The organism is Caenispirillum salinarum AK4 (assembly GCF_000315795.1).
Taxonomy (GTDB): domain Bacteria; phylum Pseudomonadota; class Alphaproteobacteria; order Rhodospirillales; family Rhodospirillaceae; genus Caenispirillum; species Caenispirillum salinarum.
The window spans coordinates 146475-169857 of record NZ_ANHY01000007.1 but is presented as its reverse complement, the minus strand read 5'-3'; the positions used below and the strand labels follow the sequence as shown (position 1 = coordinate 169857).

The following is a 23383-nucleotide window of genomic DNA, read 5'->3' as shown; positions in this document are numbered from 1 at the left end:
CATGCTGCTGACGATCGATTCCGGCAACACAAACATCGTCTTCGCCGTTTTCGACGGCGACGAGGTCCGCGGCGAATGGCGCTCGTCGACCACCACGGAACGGACGGCCGATGAGTTCGGCGTGTGGCTGACGCTGCTGCTGGGCACGGCCGACCTCAAGCCGGATGACATCGACGCGGCCATCGTCGCCACCGTGGTTCCGGCCAACGTGTTCACGTTGAAGACCCTGTGCCGCCGCTACTTCAAATGCGAGCCGCTGGTCGTCGGCGAGCCCAACGTGGAACTGGGCCTGGAAATCCGCCTCGACCATCCCGAGGAAGTGGGCGCCGACCGTCTGGTGAACGCCGTCGCGGCCCATGCGCGCTATGACGGGCCGTTGATCGTCATCGATTTCGGCACCGCGACCACCTTCGACGCCATCGCGGCAAACGGCGATTACCTGGGCGGCGCCATCGCGCCCGGCATCAATCTTTCTCTCGAAGCGTTGCATATGGCAGCGGCCAAGCTGCCGCGCATCGCGATCGGGCGTCCGACCGAGGTCATCGGCAAGGGCACGGTCTCGGCCATGAAGTCCGGTGTCTATTGGGGCTACGTGGGGTTGATCGAAAGCCTGTGCCGACGCATTTCCGATGAACTGGGCGCGCCCGCCACCACCGTCGCCACGGGCGGGCTCGCGCCGCTGTTCGCAGAGGCGACGGACGTGATACACCACCTTGACCAGGACCTGACGCTTCGGGGCCTGCTCGAAATCCACCGCAGAAACGTCTAAGGGATCAGTGTGAGCGACACATCAGGAAATGGCTTCACGCCACGCAACGAGCTTTGGTTCCTGCCGCTCGGCGGCTCCGGCGAGATCGGGATGAACCTGAACCTCTATGGCTGCGACGGCAAGTGGATCATCGTGGACATGGGGGTGAGCTTCGGGGACGACAGCGTGCCCGGTGTTGACGTGGTCATGCCGGACCCGTCGTTCATCGAGGACCGCGCCGAGGACCTTCTGGGCATCGTGCTCACCCACGCCCACGAGGACCATCTGGGCGCGGTCGGCTATCTGTGGCCGTGGCTTAAGTGCCCGGTCTACGCCACCCCCTTCGCCGCTGCCTTCCTTGAAACCAAACTCAAGGAGGAGGAACTGCTGGGCGAGGTGCCGGTGAACGTGGTGCCGCTGGGCGGCCGGGTGGACATCGGGCCGTTCGACATCGAGTTCGTCTCGCTCACCCACTCCATCCCCGAGCCCAACGGCCTGGCGATCCGCACCCCCTACGGTACGGTGTTCCACACCGGCGACTGGAAGCTCGACCCCGAGCCCGTCGTGGGCGAGGACGCCAACATCAAGCGTCTGAAGGAGATCGGCGACGAGGGCGTGCTGGCGATGGTCTGCGATTCGACCAACGTCATCAACAAGGGCCGCGCCGGCTCGGAAGGGGCGGTGCGCGACAGCCTGTCGGACCTCATCGCCAGCTACCGCAACGGCAAGGTGGCCGTGGCGTGTTTCGCCTCCAACCTGGCGCGGGTGAAGACCATCGTGGAGGCGGCGCGCGACGCCGGGCGCGAGGTCTGTCTGGTCGGGCGCTCTTTGTGGCGGGTGACGGAGGTCGCGCGCAAGGTGGGCTACCTGGACGAGCGTGAGTCGTTCCTGGAAGCCGACGAGGCCGCCAACCTGCCCGACAACCGCGTGCTCTACATCTGCACCGGCAGCCAGGGCGAGCCGCGGGCGGCGCTCAACCGCATCGCCTACAACAGCCATCCCAGCGTTAAGTTCGGCAAGGGCGACGTGGTGCTGTTCTCCAGCCGCGTCATTCCCGGCAACGAGAAGGCCATCTTCCGGCTTCAGAACCAGCTTGTGCGCCTGGGTTGCGAGATCATCACCGACCGCGACAAGTTCATCCACGTCTCGGGCCACCCCGCGCAGGACGAGATGCGCGAGATGTACAGCTACATCCGCCCGCGCATCGCTGTGCCCGTCCATGGCGAACGGCGGCACCTGCACGAGCACGAGAAGCTGGCGCTGGAATGCGGGGCCGAGACCGCCATCATCAACGAGAACGGCGGCATCGTGAACCTGGCCCCCGGCGAGCCCGAGGTGATCGGCCACGTTTCGACGGGCCGGCTGGTGCTGGACGGCGACCGGATCGTGCCCATCGATTCCGAGATCCTGCGCGACCGCAAGCGCATGGTGCAGAATGGGGCGGCGGTCATCACCCTGGTGATGGACGATCGCGGCCGCCTGCTGGCCGACCCGCTGGTCACTACGCATGGCCTGTTCGAACCCGACGAGGAGGAGGACGAATCCGTGCTGGTGGAAGTCGTGCGTGGCGCGCTCGGCCGCCTGTCGCCCAACGACCTGCGCAACGACGATACGGTGGCGGAGGCCGCGCGCCTGGCGCTGCGCCGCACCTTCCACGCCGACCAGCGCCGCAAGCCGCTGACGGACGTTCATCTGGTCCGGCTGTGAGGCCGGGGCCCTATCGAGGCTGGAAACGAGGGGAGTAGACAGACATGATCGGACGCTTGAACCACGTCGCCATCGCGGTGCCGGACCTGGAGGCGGCCACCGCAACCTACCGCGACGTGCTGGGCGCCAAGGTATCCGACCCGGTGCCGCAGCCGGCTCATGGCGTGACGGTGGTTTTCGTGGAGTTGCCCAACACGAAGATCGAGCTGCTGCACCCGCTTGGGGAAAAGTCGCCGATCCAGGGTTTCCTGGACAAGAACGCGAGCGGCGGCATCCACCACGTGTGCTACGAGGTCGACGACATCGTCGCCGCACGCGACAAGCTGAAGACGGAGGGCATGCGTGTCCTGGGCGACGGCGAGCCCAAGATTGGCGCGCATGACAAGCCGGTGCTGTTCCTTCACCCCAAGGACTTCAACGGCACCCTTGTGGAGCTGGAGCAGGCGTAAGGCGTCCGCCGCCTGTCATGTTTGGAATGCCCGGCCATCGCGCCGGGCATTCTGCTTTTGAGGGATCGGCGGGTACGGTTCGAGCGTAGTGAAAACATTGCTCGAAACGGAGACGTCCCATGCCGCGCCTTGCCCTTGCCGCCGCCGCCGCCGTTGCTGCCCTGATCCTGGCGCCCGCCGCCGCCTCGGCCGATGCTGGGATGACGGCCGTGTACGAGACCACGCCGGACAAGCTGTGGGACCTGGTGGACTTCCACCAGCCGTCGGAGGCCATCATGCCGCCCATCGCCTCCAGCGTGCGTGAGGGCGAGGGCGTCGGTGCCACCAAGGTGAATACGCTGGCCGACGGCGGCGGCGACATTCACCTGCTGCTGGCCTACTACGCGCCCGAGGATCGCGCGTTCAACTACACCATTCAGGAGGGCCCGCTGCCGGTGAAGAACTACGTCGGGCAAGTGCGGGTCACCGATGCCGGCGAGGGCCGCGCCGCGCTGAGCTGGCAGGGAACCTACGACGCGGCCGGGGTTCCCGAGGACAAGGCGGATGAAATCCTCGGCGGCTTCTATGCCTCCATCGCCGACCGCATCGGTGAGACCTACACGCGCGTGGAGTAGTGGCAGCGAAAGTTCCCCGAACGTTCTTCCTGTGGTAGCCTTTCCCGGCCGAATCGAAGAGAGGAGCGTCCGCATGAACTGGTATTGCGACGTCGCGCCGGACGACCCCGTCCACGCGCCCTATCACGACGATGAATATGGCGTGCCGGTCGCCGACGACGTGGTGCTGTTCGAGCGGCTGTGTCTGGAGGTGTTCCAGGCCGGCCTGTCGTGGAAACTGATCCTGAAGAAGCGGCCGACGCTGAACGCCGCCTTCGCCGACTTCGACCCGGTGAAGGTGGCCGCCTTCGACGACGTCGACCGCACCCGGCTGCTGGCCGATCCGGGGATCATTCGCAACCGCCTGAAGGTCGACGCCACCATCGAGAACGCGCGCCGGCTGCTGGTCCTGCAACGGGAGCACGGAAGTTTCGCCGCCTGGATCGCCGCACAGCATCCGCTGCCCAAGGATCAGTGGGTCAAGCGCTTCCGCAAAACCTTCAAGTTCATGGGGGGCGAGGTGGTGGGGGAGTTCCTCATGAGCATCGGCTACCTCCCCGGTGCGCACCGGGAGGACTGCCCCGCAATGGGCCGCATCCGCCACCTCGACCCGCCCTGGATGCGGGCGGCGGTGGAAGCCGAGCCGACCCCTTGAGGCATTGAAAAAGGCCGGAACATCCCGTTCCGGCCTTTCGGCGTTTTCGCCTCTTGGGCACGCTCTGGCGGCGCGCTCTGTCCTCCCTAAACCTGAGCCGGTCATGCAGCCCTTGGATTAAGTGAGGGCAGGCTATGTAATTTTCGGACGTGTGTCACTCACTTTTTATCAGAAACATGCGTACGCCTTTAGAGGTAGGCGAATTTCATTGCGAAGAGCAGGGCCACGATGACCCCGATAGGGTTGAGGTCGCCCCACCGGCCGGCCAGCACCTTGATCAGCACGAAGACGATGAAGCCGAAGCCGATGCCCTCGGAAATGCTGAAGGTCAGCGGCATGGACAAGGCGGTCACCACGGCCGGGGCAAATTCCGTCACGTCGTGCCAGTCGACCTCCCGCAAGCTGCCCGCCATCAGGCAGGCCACGTAGACCAGGGCCGCGGCGGTCGCGTAGGCGGGGACGGTGCCGGCCAGCGGCGCCAGGAACAGGGCGAGCAGGAAGAGACCGGCCACAACCACGGCCGTCAGGCCGGTGCGTCCGCCGGCGCGGATGCCCGACAGGCTCTCGATGTAGCTGGTGGTGGTCGACGTCCCCAGCCCCGCGCCGACCACGGTGGCGGAACTGTCGGCCAGCAGGGCGCGCGACATGCGGGGCAGGCGCCCCTGCTCATCCAGCAGGCCGGCGGCGTGGCTGGTGGCGATCAGCGTGCCCGCTGTGTCGAACATGTCGATGAACAGCAGCGACAGGATGACCGTCACCAGGCCGATCTCCAGCGCGCCCATGATGTCCATCTGCAGGAACGTCGGCTCCACCGACGGCGGCAGGGAGGCGACGCCGCCCATGTCCTGGAAGCCCAGCAGGACCGCGATGGCGGTGGTCAGCAGGATGCCGATGATGATGGCGCCGGGCACCTTCCGATGGTCCAGGGCCACCATGACCACGAAGGAAAACACCGCCAGCAGGACCGGCGCGCTGGTCAGGTCGCCCGGCCCGACGAAGGTGGCCTCGTTGGCGACGATGATGCCGGCGTTGGTCAGGCCGATGGAGCCCAGGAAAAACCCAATGCCGGCAGCGATCGCCATCTTCAGACTCTGGGGAATGGCATTGATGATGGCTTCGCGCACCTTTGCCAGGCTGAGGATCACGAACACGACGCCCGACCAGAACACCGCCCCCAGCGCGATCTGCCACGAGTAGCCCATGCCGAGTACAATCGAGTACGCGAAGAAGGCGTTGACCCCCATGCCCGGCGCCAGCGCGATGGGATAGTTGGCCCACAACCCCATGACGGCCGACCCGAAGGCGGCGGCCAGGCAAGTGGCGACGAAGGCAGCGTCACGATCGATGCCGGCATCGGCCAGAATGCTGGGATTGACGAAGACGATGTAGGCCATGGTCAGGAAGGTGGTGGCGCCGGCCATCACCTCGCGCTTGACGGTGGTGCCGTGGTCCGTCAAGCCGAACAGGCGGTCGAGCATGGGAGAGGGGCTCCGCTTGGGTGGTCTCTCTTGCGAGGGCCGTGAAACCCTCTGTTAAGCGCGGGCGGTTCACAGTGGAGGGGCCGCAGGCCCGCCGAACCATGACGCAAGGGAAACGATCATGCCGCGCCCGACGATGCGCCTTCTGCTTGCTTCGCTGGCCCTGGCCGTCGCGCCCGTTTCAGGTGCCCTGGCCGAGGCCGACGTGGTGCTGCTGCCCGACGGTACGACGCGCGTCACGGTGGACGCCCGCACATGCCGGAAACTCGACCATCGTGCAGCCTATCGTCAAGCGCCGGGGGTGCAGTACCAGCCGGGGGTGGACGTGCGCGGCAATCCGGTGGCGCCCGCCGACGTCGGCGGGGGCTACGGCATAGAGCTGCCGGAGGAGATCACCATCCCCATCACCGTCGACCTCGCCGGTGCGTGGCGCGACCGCGCGGCGGCGGGCACGGTGAAGGCGGAAACGCTGCTGGGCGTGGTCACCATTCGCGACGGCCTGGCCTTCTGGAACGGCGAGGCCATCGACGCCGAGGCCCAGGCCGACCTGCGCGAGGCCTGCCGGCGCCTCGGCGTGCTCCAGAACGCGGTGGAGGAGCGCAAGCCCGATCGCGACCGCTGAGGCTCGCCGTTCTTTCGCCGGATTTCCGGTGATGATGGTGCCTGTTGCCGCCCCATCGTCCAGGCGTTAGAGTGCCGCCAACCTTTCGGGCGCCCGCTTCCAAGGCGTCCGCCAATCCCGCATATTTCGAGGATCGCATGCGTCTGTCCCGCTATTTCCTGCCGACGCTGAAGGAGACGCCCTCCGAGGCGCAGATCGTCTCCCACCGCCTGATGCTGCGCGCCGGCCTGATCCGCCAGCACGCCGCCGGCATCTACAACTGGCTGCCGCTGGGCTACCGCGTGCTGCGCAAGGTGGAGCAGATCGTGCGCGAGGAGCAGGACCGCGCCGGCGCGCAGGAAATCCTCATGCCGTCCATCCAGTCCGCCGACCTGTGGCGCGAGTCCGGCCGCTATGACGACTACGGCAAGGAAATGCTGCGCATCACCGACCGGCATGACCGCGACATGCTGTTTGGCCCGACGCACGAGGAAGTGGTGACCGACATCTTCCGCCACAACGTGCGCAGCTACAAGGACCTGCCGCTGAACCTCTACCAGATCCAGTGGAAGTTCCGCGACGAGGTGCGCCCCCGTTTCGGTGTCATGCGCGGCCGCGAGTTCCTGATGAAAGACAACTACTCCTTCGATCTGAACCAGGAGGAGGCGCGCAAGTCCTACAATCGCATGTTCGTCGCCTACCTGCGCACCTTCGAGCGCATGGGCCTGAAGGCGATCCCCATGCAGGCGGACACGGGCCCCATCGGCGGCGATCTGTCCCACGAGTTCATCGTGCTGGCCGAGACGGGCGAGTCCGAGGTGTTCGTGGACGAGAAGCTTCTGGAAAAGCCGATCCCGCGCGATGTGGACTACGGCAGCGACCTGCAGCCCATCGTCGACGACTGGACCAGCCTGTTCGCCGCGACGGACGAAAAGTACGATCCTTCCCAGCACCCGGCGGTCGGCGAGGGCATCGTCACCGCGCGCGGCATCGAGGTGGGCCACATCTTCTACTTCGGCACCAAGTACAGCGGCGCCATGGGCGCGGTGGTCATGGGGCCGGAGGGCGACGAGGCGCCGGTCCACATGGGCAGCTACGGCATCGGCGTCTCCCGCCTGGTGGGTGCGATCATCGAGGCCAGCCACGACGACAACGGCATCATCTGGCCGGAGGAAGTGGCGCCCTACACGGTCGGCCTCGTGAACCTGAAGGTCTCCGACACCGAGGTGACGGCGGCCTGCGACGATCTCTACGCCAAGCTGAACGCGGCGGGCGTTGAGACCCTGTATGACGACCGCGACGAGCGCGCCGGTGCCAAGTTCGCCGACATGGACCTGGTGGGCGTGCCCTGGCAGGTGGTCATCGGGCCGAAGGGCCTGAAGAACGGCGTCGCCGAGGTGAAGAACCGCAAGACCGGCGATCGCGAGGAAGTGTCGCTCGAGTCCGTGGTGGCGCGCTTCGCGGGCTGACGTCGAAAGGTGGGGAACCACCAAGACACAAAGACACCAAGAGGGTGTGCCGGTCGGTGATGCTGTGGATCATCGGCCGGCGTCATCTTCTTGAAAAAAATCGCTAAGTTCAATTCTTAAGCCGCTGATGCACGTTCACACCGCTCCCTTGGTGTCTTGGTGCCTTGGTGGTTCAACAAGACCTTCCAGCCGCTCCCGGCGCAACCTGAAGGACAGGCATGATCTTCTCGGCCTTTGAACGGATGATGGCGCTGCGCTACCTGAGGGCGCGGCGGAAGGAGGGGTTCGTCTCCGTCATCGCCGGTTTCTCGCTGCTCGGCATCGCACTGGGCGTGGCGACGCTCATCATCGTCATGGCGGTGATGAACGGCTTCCGGCAGGAGTTGCTGACCAACATTCTCGGCCTGAACGGCCACATGACCGTCATGAGCACCAGCGTCTTCCGCGACTACGAGAACGCGGCCGATCTCGTGCGCGACGTTCCCGGCGTTACCGCCGTGACGCCCATGGTTGAAGGCCAGGTCATGGCCTCGGGCAACAACCAGTCGGGCGGCGCCATCGTGCGCGGCGCCCAGCCGGAAGACCTGATGAACCGCCCCATCATCGCCCAGGCCATCATCGCCGGATCGCTGGAGGGGCTGGGGCCGGAGCAGATCCTCATCGGCGAGCGCATGGCCGAGAAATACGGCCTGTGGCTGGGCGACAAGCTGTCGCTCATCAGCCCCAAGGGCAACGTCACCGCCTTCGGCACCGTGCCCCGCGTGCGCGCCTACGAGGTCGGGGCGATCTTCAAGGTGGGCATGTACGAGTACGACTCCAGCTTCATCTTCATGCCGCTGGAGGCCGCGCAAACCTATTTCCAGCGCCAGAACGCGGTCACCCACCTGGAAGTGGTGACCGAAAGCCCCGACGAGATCGAGGAGACCATGGCCCGCGTCGCCGGCGCGCTGGGCCAGGGATACCAGCTGCGCGGCTGGCAGAACACCAACGCCAGCTTCTTCAACGCACTTCAGGTGGAACGCAACGTCATGTTCCTGATCCTGACGCTCATCATCCTGGTGGCGGCGTTCAACATCATCTCGGGCCTCATCATGCTGGTGAAGGACAAGGGCCGCGACATCGCCATCCTGCGCACCATGGGGGCGACCCGGGGCTCGGTCATGCGCATCTTCTTCATCGCAGGCGCCTCGGTGGGCGTGATCGGCACCATCGCCGGCCTTGGCCTGGGTGTGGCGTTCGCGGCCAACATCGAGAGCATCCGCCAGGGGCTCCAGGCGCTGACCGGGACCGAGCTGTTCTCGCCGGAAATCTATTTCCTGGCGACCATGCCGGCGGAAATCGACTGGCGCGAAGTGGGCACGGTGGTGCTCATGGCCCTGGGCCTGAGTTTCGGGGCGACCATCTATCCCTCCTGGCGCGCCGCCCGCCTCGATCCGGTGGAGGCCTTGCGCTATGAATGACGCGGCGCTGAAGCTTTCGAACGTCAAGCGGTCCTTCCGCCAGGGGCGCGTGGAGCTGGAGGTCCTGCGTGGCGTCGATCTGGCGATCCGGCCGGGCGAGATCGTCGCACTGGTCGGTCCATCGGGCACCGGCAAGTCGACGCTGTTGCAGATTTCCGGCCTGCTGGAGAAGCCGACGAGCGGCGAGGTGCTGATCGCCGGCACGTCGGCGGGCACGCTGTCCGACGACAAGCGCACGGCGCTGCGCCGCCTGCACCTGGGCTTCGTCTACCAGTACCACCACCTGCTGCCCGAGTTTTCGGCGCTGGAGAACGTGGTGCTGCCGCAGATGATCGCCGGCACCGGCAAAGGCGAGGCCGCCAAGCGGGCGACGCGTCTGCTGGAGGGGATGGGCCTGGCAGACCGCATCAAGCACCGCCCGGCCGAGCTGTCGGGCGGCGAGCAGCAGCGCGTCGCCATCTGCCGTGCGCTCGCCAACAGTCCGCGCCTGCTGCTGGCCGACGAGCCGACGGGCAACCTGGACCCCCACACCAGCGACCACGTCTTCGCGGCCTTCCTGCGGCTGGTGCGGGAAGAGGGTCTGGCGGCCCTGATCGCAACCCATAATCCCGACCTGGCCGCCCGCATGGACCGCACCGTGAGCCTCAGCGAAGGCCGCCTGAGGGAAAGCGTGCCGGCGGAGTAGGGGGCTCTTGACCGGTCGTTAACCTCCTCCACAATAGGCTCAGGGGAACAGCCGGAGGGGGCGGATAATGGATGTGCAAGACGCCGAGGACCGGGCTCTTATCGCCCAGCACCGAGACGAGCCGACTATTTCCCATGCCGGCCTCAAGCGCATCCTGGCGGGTGAAAGCCCCGTCACCGTCTGGCGGGAGGAACAGGGCCTTACTCAGCGTGCACTGGCGGAAAGGGCCGGCGTCGCGCCGTCCATGATCCACGCGGTGGAGAAGGGAACCAAGTCGCCGTCGCTCGAGACCGCCCGCCGCATCGCCGAAGCGCTGGGAATAGGATTGGATGACTTGTTCGGCTGAGCCGTGATCCTGTAGAACACTCGGCCCCGCGCCATCGGAAAAGCCCGCCGCCCATGACCGACACCGCCGCCGCCTCCTCCTTCGTCCATCTGCGCGTCCACACGGCATATTCCATGTCCGAGGGCGCCATCGCGGTGAAGACGCTGCCCAAGCTGTGCAAGAAGATGGGCATGCCGGCGGTCGCCATCACCGACACGCGCAACGTCTTTGGCGGCCTGGAATTCTCCGTCGGCTGCACCGGCGAGGGCATCCAGCCCATCATCGGGTGCCAGATCAGCCTGCGCCGCAAGGCCGAGAAACCGTCCGGCTTCGGCGCCCGCGAGGCCCGGACGCCCGAGCCCGATCAGCTGGTGCTCATCGCCCAGAATGCGGCGGGGTACGAGAACCTGCTCAAGGTCGTCTCCATGTCCTACCTGGAGACCGACGGTCACGAGACGCCGCAGGTGGACATGGCGGCCCTCAAAGAGCACGGAGAGGGCCTGATCTGCCTCACCGGCGGGCCGCTGGGGCCGGTCGGGCGGCTGATCCTGGACGGCCAGATGGACGCGGCCGAGGACTGCCTCAAGGCGCTGGCCGACATCTATTCCGGCCGCCTCTACGTGGAAATCCAGCGCCATGGGATGCCGCGCGAGGACCAGTCGGAGCCGGGCTTCATCGACCTCGCCTACAAGCTGGACCTGCCGCTGGTCGCCACCAACGAATGCTTCTTCCCCGACCGCGACATGTACGAGGCGCACGACGCCCTCATTTGCATGGCGGAAAAAAGCTTCCTGTCCCACACCGACCGCCGCCGCCTGACGCCGGAGCACTACTTCAAGAGCCCCGAGGAGATGCGGGAGCTGTTCAAGGATCTGCCGGAAGCCATTGATAACACTCTGGTCATCGCCAAGCGTTGCGCGGTGATGGTGGAGAAGCGCGATCCCATCCTGCCGCGCGCCCCCCAGGCCGGCGGAGGGTCGGAGGAAGAGGCCCTGCGCGACGTGGCGGCCCAGGGCTTGCGCGACCGGCTGGAGGTCCACGTCTACACCGACGGCATGTCGGACGAGGAAAAGGAAGCCGCCGCAAAGCCTTACTGGGATCGGCTGGAGTACGAACTGGGCATCATCAACAAGATGGGCTTCCCAGGCTACTTCATGATCGTTGCGGACTTCATCCAGTGGGGCAAGGACCACGACATTCCCGTCGGGCCGGGCCGTGGCTCGGGCGCGGGCTCGCTGGTGGCCTGGGCTCTGACCATCACCGACCTGGACCCGCTGCGCTTCGCCCTTCTGTTCGAGCGGTTCCTGAACCCCGAACGTGTGTCCATGCCCGACTTCGACGTGGACTTCTGCCAGGACCGCCGCGAAGAGGTCATCCGCTACGTCCAGGAAAAGTACGGCCGCGACAAGGTCGCGCAGATCATCACCTTCGGTAAGCTCCAGGCGCGCGCGGTGGTGCGCTCGGTCGGCCGCGTGCTGGAGATGCCGCTGGGCTACGTGGACAAGATCTGCAAGATGATCCCCAACAACCCGGCCAACCCCTGCACCCTGCCCGAGGCCCTGGAGCAGGAACCGCAGCTGGCCGAGTTGCGCGACAGCGACCCGCAGGTCGCCCACATGCTGTCCATCGCGCTGAAGCTGGAGGGCCTGTTCAGCCACGCCTCCACCCACGCGGCCGGCGTGGTGATCGGCGACCGCCCGCTGGACGAGCTGGTGCCGCTCTACCGCGACCCGAACTCCGACATGCCGGTCACCCAGTTCAACATGAAGTGGGTGGAGCAGGCGGGTCTGGTGAAGTTCGACTTCCTGGGCCTGAAGACGCTCACCGTCATCAACACGGCCGTGAAGCACATCAAGGAGCAGCACGGCGTCGACATCGACATGAGCGCCCTGCCGCTGGACGACGAGAAATCCTATCGCCTTCTGGCGCGCGGCGAGACGGCCGGCGTGTTCCAGCTGGAAAGCACGGGCATGCGCGACGTGCTGACCAAGCTGAAGCCCGACTGCCTGGAGGACATCATCGCCGTCGTGGCGCTGTACCGTCCGGGCCCCATGGACAACATCCCCTCCTACATCCGCCGCAAGCAGGGCGAGGAGGAGGTGATCTACATGCACCCCGACCTGGAGCAGATCCTGTCAGAGACCTACGGGATCATGATCTACCAGGAGCAGGTGATGCAGGCCGCCCAGATCCTGGCCGGCTACTCGCTCGGCGGCGCCGACCTTCTCCGCCGCGCCATGGGCAAGAAGATCCAGGCGGAGATGGACAAGCAGCGCACCATGTTCTGCGACGGCGCGGAGCAGAACGGGATTGCGCGCGAGAAGGCGTCGGAGATTTTCGACACCATCGCCAAGTTCGCCGGCTACGGCTTCAACAAGTCGCACGCCGCCGCCTACGCGCTGGTCGCCTACCAGACGGCCTATCTAAAGGCCAACTATCCCGTCGAGTTCATGGCCGCGACCATGACCTACGACATGCACAACACCGAAAAGCTGGAGGCCTTCAAGGCGGAGTTGGGCCGCCTGAAGATCGACCTGCTGCCGCCCGACATCAACAGGTCGGAAGTGCTGTTCTCGGTGGAGAAGGGCGCGGTGCGGTATGCGCTGTCGGCCATCAAGAACGTCGGCCAGCACGCCATGGAAAGCCTGGTGAACGAACGCCGAAAGAACGGACCCTTCAAGGATATCAAGGACTTCGCGCAGCGTCTTGACACCAAGGCCGTCAACAAGCGCCTGCTGGAGAACCTGGTGCGCGCCGGCGCTTTCGACTGCCTGAACAAGAACCGCGCCCAGACCTTCGCCGCCATCGAGACCATCATGCGCCACGCGCAAGCCGCGGCGGAGGAACGCTCTTCCAACCAGGTGAGCCTGTTCGGCGGCACCCAGGAGGCGACGCCGCCGCTCACCCTGCCCAAGGTGCCCGACTGGACGCCTGTGGAGAAGCTGGATTGCGAGTTGGCGGCCATTGGCTTCTATCTCTCTGCGCATCCGCTGGATACCTTCGACCGCACGCTCAAGCGCCTGTCGGTCGTGAAAAGCTCGGAACTGGTGGAGCACCTCAAGAACGGCGGCGCCAACCCCGTGAAGATGGCCGGCTCCGTCGGCGGCCGGAAGGAGCGCGTGGGCAAGAACGGCAGCCGCTATGCCTTCGTCACCCTGTCCGACGCCGGCGGCACGTATGAGGTGATGTTCTTCTCGGAAATCCTGGCGGCCTCGCGCGAGGTGCTGGACAGCGGCAAGCCGGTGGTCATCACGGTGGATGCCCGCCTTGACGGCGAGCAGGTGCGGCTTGGCGCCAAGGCGGTGGAGAACCTGGAGGAGGTCGCCGCCCGCTCCACGAAGAAGCTGGAAATCCACATCGACAACCCGGAGCCGCTGGAGCGCCTGCGGGCGGTGATCGACAAGGACAAGCCGGGCAACGGCACCATTGTCGTGGTCGCGCACCTGGACGAGTACAACGTCGAACTGAAGTACGCCGACCGCCAGTTCCAGCTTTCCGCTGCCACGCTCAGTGCGCTGCGCAACACGCCGGGTGTGATGGACGTGGTGGAAATCTGAATTACCTGCGCCGAAACGGGATGCGGCGGGGCCGGGCGCCGCCGCATCCTCCCGTTCGAAAACCACGAACGGGAGGACCCGATGACAACGACGCCACTCACCATCACGCCCCGCATGAGCCCTGGTGCCTGGGCTATGCTGCTCGCCCTTTCGGTGCTGTGGGGAGGCTCGTTCTTCTTCGTCGAGGTCGCCGTCGGCGCAATCCCGCCGCTGACACTGGTGCTGCTGCGCGTCGGCGGGTGCGCCTTGGTGCTGTGGGCCGTCGTGGCGATGACCGGCGGCACGATGCCGGCGCGACCGGAGGTTTGGCGGGCATTCCTCGTCATGGGGCTGCTCAACAACGCGGTGCCGTTCAGTCTCATCGTCTGGGGGCAGGCGCACCTGTCGTCCAGCCTTGCCGCCATTCTGAACGCCACTACGCCGCTGTTCACGGTGATCGTCGCCGGTCTTGTGCTGGCCGACGAGCGCATGACGCCCGGCCGGGTGGCGGGCGTCGGGTTCGGGTTCCTCGGCGTCGTGGTGCTGATGGGCGGCGGTGGTTGGGGCGAGGGCGGCCTCTTGCCCTATCTCGCGTGCCTCGGCGGGGCGATCTCCTATGCGTGTGCCGGGGTCTTCGGACGCCGGTTCCAGCGCCTCGGGGTGACGCCGTTGCAGACTGCGGCGGGGCAGGTGACGGCCTCGACCCTGTTCCTGCTGCCCCTTGCGCTGGGCGTCGATCGGCCGTGGACTCTGCCCGCGCCGGGACCGGAGGTGGTGGCCGCCGTCGCGGGGCTGGTCGTGCTGTCGACGGCGCTCGCCTATCTCCTGTACTTCCGCATCCTGGCCGTGGCCGGAGCGACCAACCTGCTGCTGGTGACGTTCCTTATTCCCGTCAGTGCCATCCTCCTGGGGATCGGCATCCTGGGCGAGGCGATAGGCTTGCGGGAGGTTGCCGGTATGGCGATCATAGGAATAGGCCTCGCCGCCGTGGACGGACGGCCGGCCGGGCGGCTGAAGGCGGCTGTGCGGGGAGAAGGAAGCCTGACATGACGGTCATCGACACAGGTCTCCGGGACCCCCGCTGGCGCGCCGTCCTGGGCAATGACGCGGAGGCTGACGGCCGCTTCGTCTACGCCGTCCGGACTACCGGCATCTACTGCCGCCCCTCCTGCCGCTCAAAGGCGCCCCGACGCGAGAACGTGGCCTTCTTCGACACGCCCGCGGACGCTGAGGCAGCCGGATTCCGTCCCTGCAAGCGCTGCCGGCCCGGCGCACCAGCCGCCGCCGACCCGGACGCCGCGGCGCTGGATGCCGCGTGCCGCATCTTGGATGCGGCGGAGGAGGAGCCGGCGCTCGGCGAACTCGCGGGCCGCGTCGGCCTGACGCCCGCCAGGCTGCGGCGCCTGTTCCAGGATCGTCTCGGCGTCACGCCCAAGGGCTACGCCAAGGCGCTGAAGGCCCGTCGGCTCGCCCGGGGGCTGAAGCGCGGCGCCACCGTCACCGAGGCGCTCTACGATGCCGGCTACGGCGCTCCCAGCCGTGCCTACGAGGCCGCCGGTGAGCGCCTGGGGATGACCCCGTCGGCCTATGCAAGGGGCGGGCAGGGCGAGACGATCCGTTACGCCACGGCACCCTGCGCCTTCGGCTGTCTGCTGGTGGCGACGACGGCGCGCGGGCTGTGCGCCGTCGAACTGGGCGCCGAAGACGCCGAGGTGGCCGCGCAGCTTCGCGCACACTTTCCAAAGGCGGCGCTTGAGGAGGACTCGGCGGGCCTTGCCGCCGTCGTACGGGCCGTGGCTGCGCATGTGGAGGCACCGCGCACCGCTCTGGACCTGCCGCTCGACATCCGCGGCACTGCCTTCCAGGAACAGGTGTGGACCGAGTTGAAGCGCATTCCGCCGGGCGAGACGGTCTCCTACGCTGAATTGGCGCGTCGCCTCGGGCAGCCGGGGGCGGCCCGGGCGGTCGCGGGCGCCGTCGCCGCCAACCGGCTGGCCGTGGTCGTGCCCTGCCACCGCGTCGTGCGGGGCGATGGCGGCCTTTCCGGCTACCGCTGGGGGACTGCGCGCAAGCGGGCGCTGCTGGCGGCGGAAACGGACGGCGAGGGCGATGTATGAAGGTGGGCTCTTGACGAGTGCGTGAAACCCGTGCCGGACATCGTGCAAAGGGGTTGCCAAAGGCCGGGCGCCGCTGTAAATAGCGGGCCTTCAAACCACGCACGCGGGTGCGCGGCCCTTTGCCCGACAACGGCAACAGGGCCATCCGGTGTCGGTACGGTCTTCGCAGGATCGTCCGATGACTTGCCCCGCGGAGGCCTAACCGGAAAAAGAGGACATTATGGCCCTTCCGACCTTTACCCTGCGTCAGATGATCGAGTCCGGCTGCCACTTCGGGCACAACACCCGTCGCTGGAACCCGCGCATGGCGCCGTTCCTGTACGGTGTTCGCGACGGCGTGCACATCATCGACCTGCAGCAGACCGTTCCCATGCTGTACCGCGCCATGGAAGCCGTGCGCGACGTCACCGCCAACGGCGGCCGCGTCCTGTTCGTCGGCACCAAGCGCCAGGCTGCCGAGATCGTCGCCGAATCGGCCAGCCGCTGCGGTCAGTACTACGTGAACCACCGTTGGCTCGGCGGCATGCTGACCAACTGGCGCACGGTGTCCAACTCCATCAAGCGCCTGCGCGAGCTGGACGAGATGTTCGAGGTCGGCGTGCCGAGCGCGCTCACCAAGCGCGAGACGCTGAGCCTGGAGCGCGAGCGCGAGAAGCTGACCCGCGCCCTGGGCGGCATCAAGGAGATGGGCGGCCAGCCCGACCTGATCTTCGTCATCGACACCGTCAAGGAGTCGCTGGCGATTGCCGAGGCCAACAAGCTGGGCATCCCGGTCGTCGCCGTGCTGGACTCCAACAGCGACCCGAACGGCATCGCCTACCCGATCCCGGGTAACGACGACGCCATCCGAGCCATCAAGATGTACTGCGACCTGATTTCCGGCGCCGTCCTCGACGGCATCAGCGCCGAGATGGCCGCCGCCGGCGTCGATATCGGCGAGCAGGAAGAGGCCCCGGCCGAGCCCGCGCTGGCCGGCGACGAGGTCGAAGGCCAGTCCGCCGAGGAGAAGGCCGCCGCCGACGAGGCCGCGACCCAGGCCCAGGAAGGCGAGCTGGGCGCCGGCCAGAACGCCGGCTGATCGCCGTCTTACCGCTTCGAAGTGGCGGCGGCTTCGGTCGCCGCCATTTTTTCAAGAAACACCAATCGTTTCCGATTGAACGCCTAACCAAGAGGTTGAACGATGGCCGAGATTACCGCCTCCCTCGTCAAGGAGCTGCGCGAGAAGACCGGCGCCGGCATGATGGACTGCAAGAAGGCGCTGGCCGAGACCAACGGTGACCTGGAGGGCGCCGTCGACTGGCTGCGCAAGAAGGGTCTCGCCGCTGCCGCCAAGAAGGCCGGCCGCGTCGCCGCCGAGGGCCTGGTTGCGGTCAAGGCCGAGGGCACCAAGGGCGCCGTCGTCGAGCTGAACTCCGAGACCGACTTCGTGGCGCGCAACGAGACCTTCCAGGACTTCGTCGCCGAGGTCGCCGACGTGGCGTTCTCCGTCGACGGCGATCTGGAAGCCACCAAGGCCGCTCAGCTGCCGTCCGCCGGCAAGCCGGTGCAGGACGCGCTGACCGACCTGATCGGCACCATCGGCGAGAACATGAACCTGCGACGCGCCGGCGGCGTGTCGGTCTCCAAGGGCGTCGTCGCCGCCTACGTCCACAACGCCGTCAAGCCGGGCCTCGGCAAGATCGGCGTGCTGGTCGGCCTGGAGTCCGAGGGCGACGTCGCCAAGCTGGAAGAGCTGGGCAAGCAGATCGCCATGCACGTGGCGGCCGCCAACCCGCAGTTCCTGACCGTGGACACCGTCGACACCTCCGCCGTCGACCGCGAGCGCGAGGTTCTGTCCGAGCAGGCCCGCGCTTCGGGCAAGCCGGAAGAAATCATCGCCAAGATGGTCGAGGGCCGTCTGCGCAAGTTCTACGAGGAAGTCGTGGTGCTGGAGCAGGCCTTCGTCATGGACCCGGACCGCAAGGTCAAGAAGGTCCTTGAGGACGCCGCCAAGGAGGTTGGCGCCCCGGTGACCCTCGCCGGCTTCCAGCGCATCGCGCTGGGCGAGGGCGTCGAGAAGAAGGAAGAGGACTTCGCCGCCGAGGTGGCCGCCGCTCGCGGCGCCTGATCGGCCGGAGTTTTAAGGGGCGACAGCGGCTTGGATGGTGTATATCATCCGGGCCGGTGCCGCCCCTTTTTCATGCGCGCATCCGCGTTCTTGCGCACGTCGCGCACCGCCGGATCGTTCGCCCGGTGGGACGCGACCGCCCGCCGCCCCTGGATGACCTGACCAGTTGAGAGGCCCCGCCCATGCCCGCCGCCGACGCTTCCGCCGCGCCGCAGTTTCGCCGTGTTCTGCTGAAAATCTCGGGTGAAGGGCTTATGGGCCCGCGCGAGTTCGGGCTGGACAGCGCGACGGTCGCGGCCATCGCCCGCGAGGTCCGGTCGGTGCGGGAGATGGGCGTGCAGGTGTGCCTGGTCATTGGCGGCGGAAACCTGTTCCGGGGCGTGTCCGGCGCCGCTGAGGGCATGGACCGCACCAGCGCCGACTACATGGGCATGCTGGCGACCGTCATGAACGCCATGGCGGTGCAGAGCGCGCTGGAGAAGGCCGGCGTGCAGACCCGCGTGCAGTCGGCCATTCCCATGGAGGCGGTGTGCGAGCCCTACATCCGGCGCCGCGCCATCCGCCACATGGAGAAGGACCGCGTGGTGATCTTTGCCGCCGGCACGGGCAACCCGTTCTTCACCACCGACACCGCCGCCGCCCTGCGTGCGGTGGAGATGAACTGCGGCGCCCTGCTGAAGGCCACCAACGTGGACGGTGTCTATTCCGCCGATCCCAAGAAGGACCCGCAGGCCGAGTTCTATCCGCGCCTGACCTACACCGACGTCCTGGCCCGCAACCTGCGCGTCATGGATGCCTCGGCCATTGCGCTGGCGCGTGAGAACCGGCTGCCCATCGTTGTTTTCGACATGCATGGCGAGAACGCCTTCGCCAAGGTCATGGCCGGCGAAGGCCGCTATACGATCATTGCCGAGGAGGAGTGAGCCGTGTCCGGTGACGTAGCCGATTTCAAGTCGCTGAAAAAAGACCTCAAACACCGCATGGATCAGGCGGTGGAGGTGCTGAAGAAGGAATTCGCCGGCCTGCGTACGGGCCGCGCGCATACCAGCCTGCTGGACCCGGTCGTCGTCGAAGCCTACGGCTCCACCATGCCGCTCAACCAGGTGGCCAACGTCAGCGTGCCGGAGCCGCGCATGCTTGTGGTCTCGGTGTGGGACCGCAGCATGATCAAGGCCGTCGAGAAGGCCATCCGCAACGCCGGCCTGGGCCTCAATCCGGCCGCCGAGGGTCAGACGATCCGCGTGCCCATCCCGCCGCTCACCGAGGAGCGCCGCGCCGAACTGACCAAGGTCGCAGCCAAGTACGGCGAGAACGCCCGCGTGGCGGTCCGCAACGTGCGCCGCGACGGCATGGACCAGCTCAAGAAGATGGAGAAGGACGGCACCATCTCGCAGGACGAACAGCGCGCCCACGAGAAGGAAGTGCAACAGCTGACCGACGAGACGATCAGCACGATCGACGAGACGCTGAAGCACAAGGAACAGGAGATCATGCAGGTTTGATGGGCGCGGAGCCTCTCAAGCGCGGGGGCGAGAAACCCCCGCCGCCGGCCCACGTCGCCATCATCATGGACGGCAACGGCCGGTGGGCGAAGGCGCGCGGCCTGCCGCGCACGGCCGGCCACCGCAAGGGGGCCGAGGCCGTGCGCGCAACTCTGCGCGCCGCCGGCGAAATGGGTATTGGCTACCTGACCCTGTTCGGATTCTCCTCGGAAAACTGGCGCCGGCCGGAAGACGAGGTCACCGAACTGAAGGGGCTCCTGCGCCTGTATCTGGGCAACGAGCTGAACAACCTTCATGAAAACGGCGTGCGCCTGCGCGTCATCGGCGAGCGTGAGCGCTTCGGGGGCGAACTGGCACGCATGATCACGGCGGCCGAGGAAAAAACCGCCGGCAACACCGGCCTGACCCTGACCATCGCGCTCTCCTATGGTGGTCGGCAGGAGATCGTCGCCGCGGCCCGGTCGCTTGCCGCCGACGCGGCCGCCGGGCGTGTCGACGCCGCGCAGATCGACGAAGCCCTGTTCGCCTCGCGCCTGTTCACGGCCGACATCCCCGACCCCGACCTTCTGATCCGCACGAGTGGGGAGCAGCGCGTCAGCAATTTCCTGCTGTGGCAGATCGCCTACGCCGAAATGGTATTCGTCGACACCCTGTGGCCCGACTTCGGGCGCCCGGAACTGGAAGCCGCCGTACGGGCGTTCTCTCTGCGAGATCGTCGCTACGGTGGTGTGAAAGGCTGACGCCCGCGTGCTGAAGACCCGAGTCCTGTCCGCCCTGATCATGGTGCCGGTGGCGCTGGCGTGCGCCTGGGCGGGGAGTCCGGTGTTCGACATCGCGATTGCCGCCGTCGCCGTCATCATGGCGCATGAGTGGCAGGCGATCGTGCAGGCGGGGTACCGCGCGCCCGGCTGGGCGTCCGGCGCCGTATCCGTCGCCGCCGCCGTGTTGGCCGTTCCCGCGCCCGAAGCCGCCTTGGCGCTCATCGCCGGGGCCGTTCCGGTGGTCTGGCTGCTGGCGCGCAGCCGTGCCGGGGCGGGATGGTCGGCGCTGGGCGTGCTCTACGTGGCGTTGCCGGCCATGACGCTGGTGTGGTTGCGCGAGCATGGCGGGCTCGCAACGCTCATCTGGATTTTCGTCATCGTTTGGGTCACCGACACGGGCGGCTATGTGTTCGGGAAGAACATCGGCGGCCCCAAGCTGTCGCCCCGTATCAGTCCCAACAAGACCTGGGCCGGATTGCTGGGCGGCGCCTTTTCCGCGATGGTGGCGGGGGCGGCTGTCGCTTTTCTGGTGAACCCGACGGCCGCCTTGGCACTTATACTCTTCAGCGGCGGTCTTGCGATCGTTGAGCAGATGAGCGACCTGACAGAGAGTTACGTGAAGCGGCGCTTCGGCGTGAAGGACAGCGGCCACATCATTCCGGGCCATGGCGGCGTGCTGGATCGCGTCGACGGCCTGGTGCTGACGGCCCCCGCGGTGGCGCTTGCGACGTACCTGGCCCAAGGGGGGATCACGGCATGGTGACCAGCAGCACGACCGCCCACTCCGCCAAGCCGGCAACGGCCAAGGCCGGCGCCACCGAGGGCCCGTCGGCCGATGCGCCGCGCCGGGTTACGGTGCTGGGCTCCACGGGCTCCATTGGCTGCAACACCATCGACCTCATAGACCGCAACCGCGACGCCTACGACGTCGTGGCGCTGACCGCCAACGGCAACGTCGACGTCCTGGCCGAACAGGCCCTGCGCCTGCGGCCAGAGGTGGCCGTGGTCGCCGACGAGGACAAGTACGCCGCCCTGAAGGAGCGCCTGGCCGGATCGGGCATCGAGGCCGCGGCCGGCTGTGCGGCGGTCACCGAGGCTGCGGCGCGCGACGCCGACTGGGTGATGTCGGCCATTGTCGGCGCGGCCGGCCTGGAGCCCACCCTCGCGGCCATCCGCCGCGGGTGCGTCGTCGGCCTGGCCAACAAGGAGACGCTGGTGTGCGCCGGCGCCCTGGTCATGGCCGAGGTCGAGAAGTACGGCGCGACGCTGCTGCCCGTGGACAGCGAGCATTCCGCCATCTTCCAGGTGTTCGACTTCGAGCAGGCTCAGCGCGTTTCCCGCATTGTGCTCACGGCCTCGGGCGGGCCGTTCCGCGAATGGGAGCGCGAGGCCATGGAGGCGGTCACGCCTGCTCAGGCGGTGGCGCACCCCAACTGGTCCATGGGCGCGAAGATTTCCGTCGACAGCGCCACCATGATGAACAAGGGGCTGGAACTCATCGAGGCCGCCCACCTGTTCCCGGTGCCGGAAGACCGCATCGAGATCCTGGTGCACCCGCAGTCGGTCATCCACAGCATGGTGGAGTATGTGGACGCCTCCATGCTGGCCCAGCTTGGCACGCCCGACATGCGGACGCCCATCGCCTTTGCCCTGGCATGGCCGGCCCGCATGGCCGCGCCGAGCCCGCGCCTGGACCTGGCGGCGGTGGCGCAACTGACATTCCAGGCTCCCGACACCGAGCGCTTTCCGGCCCTGCGACTGGCGCGCGCCGCCTTGCAATCGGGGGGCGCGGTTCCTACTCTCTTGAATGCGGCCAATGAAGTGGCTGTCGCCCGGTTCCTGGCCGGCGAGATCGGCTTTTTGGATATCGCCCGCAGCGTCGAGACGGTGCTGGAGCGGGTCGGGTCCATGCCGCTTGCCACGCTGGAGGATGTGGCCGCCGCCGACGCCGAGGCCCGGCGCCTGGCGGCGACGGTGACGCCAAGGGCGCGCGCCGCCGCCGAGTGATCGCGGCCCGACGGCCTCGTCGGGGCCGGCAACGCATGTTTCGAAGGCTCCTGACCGCATGGACATCCTTTCCGTACTCTGGACGACGGTTCTTCCCTTCCTCGTCATCCTGACCATCGTCGTCTTCGTCCACGAATTCGGCCATTTCATCATTGCGCGCATCAACGGCGTGAAAGTGGACGTATTTTCCATCGGCTTCGGCAAGGAGCTGTTCGGCTGGTACGACCGCCGCGGCACCCGCTGGCGCGTCAGCCTGCTGCCGCTGGGCGGCTACGTGAAGTTTTTCGGCGATGCCAACGAGGCCAGCGGCGGCGCCGACAAGAGCCGCGAGTTGTCCGAGGAGGAACGGCGCGTCAGCTTCCAGCACAAGCGCGTCGGGCAGCGGTTTTCCATCGTGCTCGCGGGTCCGGCCTTCAACTTCATCTTTGCGATCCTGGTGTTTGCCGGCGTGTTCATGAGCGTCGGCCAGCCCACCACGCCACCGGTTTTGGGCGGCGTGCAGGAGGGCAGTCCGGCCGCCGAGGCGGGCCTCATGCCGGGCGACCGCGTTGTCGCCATCAACGGCGGGGCGGTCGACCGTTTCGAGGACATCCAGCGCATGGTGCCGCTCAATCCCGAGGGGCGCGCCATGGAGGTCACCGTCCTGCGCGACGGCGAGCAGCAGACCTATGAGATCACGCCGCGCATGACCGAGATGACCGACGGCTTCGGCAACACCCAGCGCACGCCCGTGCTTGGCGTTTCCGTCAGCCGCGAAGCCATGGAGCTGGTGCGCATGGGGCCGGTGGAAGCCGTGGGACAGGCGGTGGTCCATACGGGCACGGTGGTCACCAGTTCGCTGACGGCCATCGGTCAGATGATCTCCGGCGACCGCGGTACCGAGGATTTGGGCGGTCCGGTGCGTATCGCGCAATTCTCCGGTCAGGCAGCCCAGTCGGGTCTGGTCAACGCCATCATGTTCGTGGCCCTGCTGTCGGTGGCGCTGGGCCTGTTCAACCTGTTTCCGGTGCCCATGCTGGATGGCGGCCACCTGTTGTTCTACGGCATTGAGGCCCTTCGCGGGCAGCCGCTGAGCGAGCAGGTCCAGGAGTACGGCTTCCGCATCGGGCTGGTCCTGGTCCTTACGTTGATGGTCTTCGTTACATGGAATGACATCGTTCGGCTCATAGAGGGTTGAGTTCCC

At 67.1% G+C, this 23383-nt stretch carries 22 protein-coding genes; 21 read left to right on the top strand and 1 reads right to left on the bottom strand.

The features are described 5' to 3' along the window. The first annotated feature begins 1 nt into the window (after window position 1). The 5 genes from C882_RS09070 to C882_RS09050 all read left to right on the top strand — a co-directional run bounded on the left by C882_RS09070 (window position 2) and on the right by C882_RS09050 (window position 4152). Window positions 2–769: a type III pantothenate kinase gene (locus C882_RS09070; protein WP_009540285.1), complete on the top strand. Its 768-nt coding sequence runs from the start codon at window positions 2–4 to the stop codon at window positions 767–769. Between the two features lie 9 nt (window positions 770–778). Beyond that, window positions 779–2455: a ribonuclease J gene (locus tag C882_RS09065; RefSeq protein WP_009540284.1), complete on the top strand. Its 1677-nt coding sequence runs from the start codon at window positions 779–781 to the stop codon at window positions 2453–2455. Between the two features lie 44 nt (window positions 2456–2499). Next, window positions 2500–2904: a methylmalonyl-CoA epimerase gene (mce, locus tag C882_RS09060; protein ID WP_009540283.1), complete on the top strand. Its 405-nt coding sequence runs from the start codon at window positions 2500–2502 to the stop codon at window positions 2902–2904. 119 nt (window positions 2905–3023) lie between these two features. Continuing rightward, a complete protein-coding gene (locus C882_RS23105) occupies window positions 3024–3518 on the top strand; it encodes an SRPBCC family protein (protein ID WP_009540282.1) in 495 nt (164 codons plus the stop codon). 73 nt (window positions 3519–3591) lie between these two features. After that, window positions 3592–4152, top strand: coding sequence for a DNA-3-methyladenine glycosylase I (locus C882_RS09050; protein WP_009540281.1), 561 nt, complete (start codon window positions 3592–3594; stop codon window positions 4150–4152). 188 nt (window positions 4153–4340) lie between these two features. On the opposite strand, the gene C882_RS09045 is transcribed toward C882_RS09050, so the two are convergent. Continuing rightward, window positions 4341–5630, bottom strand: coding sequence for an NCS2 family permease (locus C882_RS09045; protein WP_009540280.1), 1290 nt, complete (start codon window positions 5628–5630; stop codon window positions 4341–4343). Window positions 5631–5751: 121 nt separating this feature from the next. Between C882_RS09045 and C882_RS23100 the strand changes: the two genes are divergently transcribed. The 16 genes from C882_RS23100 to rseP all read left to right on the top strand — a co-directional run bounded on the left by C882_RS23100 (window position 5752) and on the right by rseP (window position 23377). After that, a complete protein-coding gene (locus tag C882_RS23100; RefSeq protein ID WP_009540279.1) occupies window positions 5752–6252 on the top strand; it encodes a hypothetical protein in 501 nt (166 codons plus the stop codon). A 137-nt stretch (window positions 6253–6389) separates the two neighbouring features. Next, the gene (proS, locus tag C882_RS09035) at window positions 6390–7700 is read left to right on the top strand and encodes a proline--tRNA ligase (RefSeq protein ID WP_043644477.1); all 1311 of its coding nucleotides are present in this window, start codon (window positions 6390–6392) and stop codon (window positions 7698–7700) included. 218 nt (window positions 7701–7918) lie between these two features. Beyond that, on the top strand, window positions 7919–9160 hold the full coding sequence (locus tag C882_RS09030) for a lipoprotein-releasing ABC transporter permease subunit (protein ID WP_009540277.1): 1242 nt from the start codon (window positions 7919–7921) through the stop codon (window positions 9158–9160). Further along, window positions 9153–9845, top strand: coding sequence for an ABC transporter ATP-binding protein (locus C882_RS09025; RefSeq protein WP_009540276.1), 693 nt, complete (start codon window positions 9153–9155; stop codon window positions 9843–9845). Before C882_RS09030 ends, C882_RS09025 begins: the two co-directional genes overlap by 8 nt. Before the next feature lie 67 nt (window positions 9846–9912). Next, a complete protein-coding gene (locus tag C882_RS09020; RefSeq protein ID WP_009540275.1) occupies window positions 9913–10191 on the top strand; it encodes a helix-turn-helix transcriptional regulator in 279 nt (92 codons plus the stop codon). 53 nt (window positions 10192–10244) lie between these two features. Then, complete coding sequence (gene dnaE / locus C882_RS09015) at window positions 10245–13727, top strand: DNA polymerase III subunit alpha (RefSeq protein WP_009540274.1); 3483 nt, start codon at window positions 10245–10247, stop codon at window positions 13725–13727. Between the two features lie 81 nt (window positions 13728–13808). Beyond that, window positions 13809–14756: a DMT family transporter gene (locus C882_RS09010; RefSeq protein ID WP_236262587.1), complete on the top strand. Its 948-nt coding sequence runs from the start codon at window positions 13809–13811 to the stop codon at window positions 14754–14756. Further along, window positions 14753–15823, top strand: a complete 1071-nt coding sequence (gene ada, locus C882_RS09005; protein ID WP_043644473.1) for a bifunctional DNA-binding transcriptional regulator/O6-methylguanine-DNA methyltransferase Ada — start codon at window positions 14753–14755, stop codon at window positions 15821–15823. Before C882_RS09010 ends, ada begins: the two co-directional genes overlap by 4 nt. 220 nt (window positions 15824–16043) lie before the next feature. After that, window positions 16044–16901 carry a 30S ribosomal protein S2 gene (gene rpsB, locus C882_RS09000; protein ID WP_009540271.1) on the top strand — a complete coding sequence of 286 codons (858 nt, stop codon included), beginning with the start codon at window positions 16044–16046 and terminating at the stop codon, window positions 16899–16901. Between the two features lie 102 nt (window positions 16902–17003). Then, the gene (gene tsf, locus C882_RS08995) at window positions 17004–17930 is read left to right on the top strand and encodes a translation elongation factor Ts (protein ID WP_009540270.1); all 927 of its coding nucleotides are present in this window, start codon (window positions 17004–17006) and stop codon (window positions 17928–17930) included. Window positions 17931–18112: 182 nt separating this feature from the next. Further along, window positions 18113–18853, top strand: a complete 741-nt coding sequence (pyrH, locus tag C882_RS08990; protein WP_009540269.1) for a UMP kinase — start codon at window positions 18113–18115, stop codon at window positions 18851–18853. Window positions 18854–18910: 57 nt separating this feature from the next. Next, complete coding sequence (gene frr, locus C882_RS08985) at window positions 18911–19432, top strand: ribosome recycling factor (protein WP_052000110.1); 522 nt, start codon at window positions 18911–18913, stop codon at window positions 19430–19432. Continuing rightward, window positions 19432–20172, top strand: a complete 741-nt coding sequence (locus tag C882_RS08980) for an isoprenyl transferase (RefSeq protein ID WP_043644468.1) — start codon at window positions 19432–19434, stop codon at window positions 20170–20172. The genes frr and C882_RS08980 overlap by 1 nt, the downstream gene beginning before the upstream one ends. Window positions 20173–20179: 7 nt before the next feature. Beyond that, entirely contained in the window at window positions 20180–20956 is a 777-nt protein-coding gene (locus C882_RS08975) for a phosphatidate cytidylyltransferase (RefSeq protein ID WP_009540266.1), read from the top strand. Beyond that, entirely contained in the window at window positions 20950–22200 is a 1251-nt protein-coding gene (locus C882_RS08970) for a 1-deoxy-D-xylulose-5-phosphate reductoisomerase (protein WP_009540265.1), read from the top strand. The genes C882_RS08975 and C882_RS08970 overlap by 7 nt, the downstream gene beginning before the upstream one ends. Before the next feature lie 58 nt (window positions 22201–22258). Beyond that, a complete protein-coding gene (gene rseP, locus C882_RS08965; protein ID WP_009540264.1) occupies window positions 22259–23377 on the top strand; it encodes an RIP metalloprotease RseP in 1119 nt (372 codons plus the stop codon). Window positions 23378–23383: the final 6 nt, after the last annotated feature.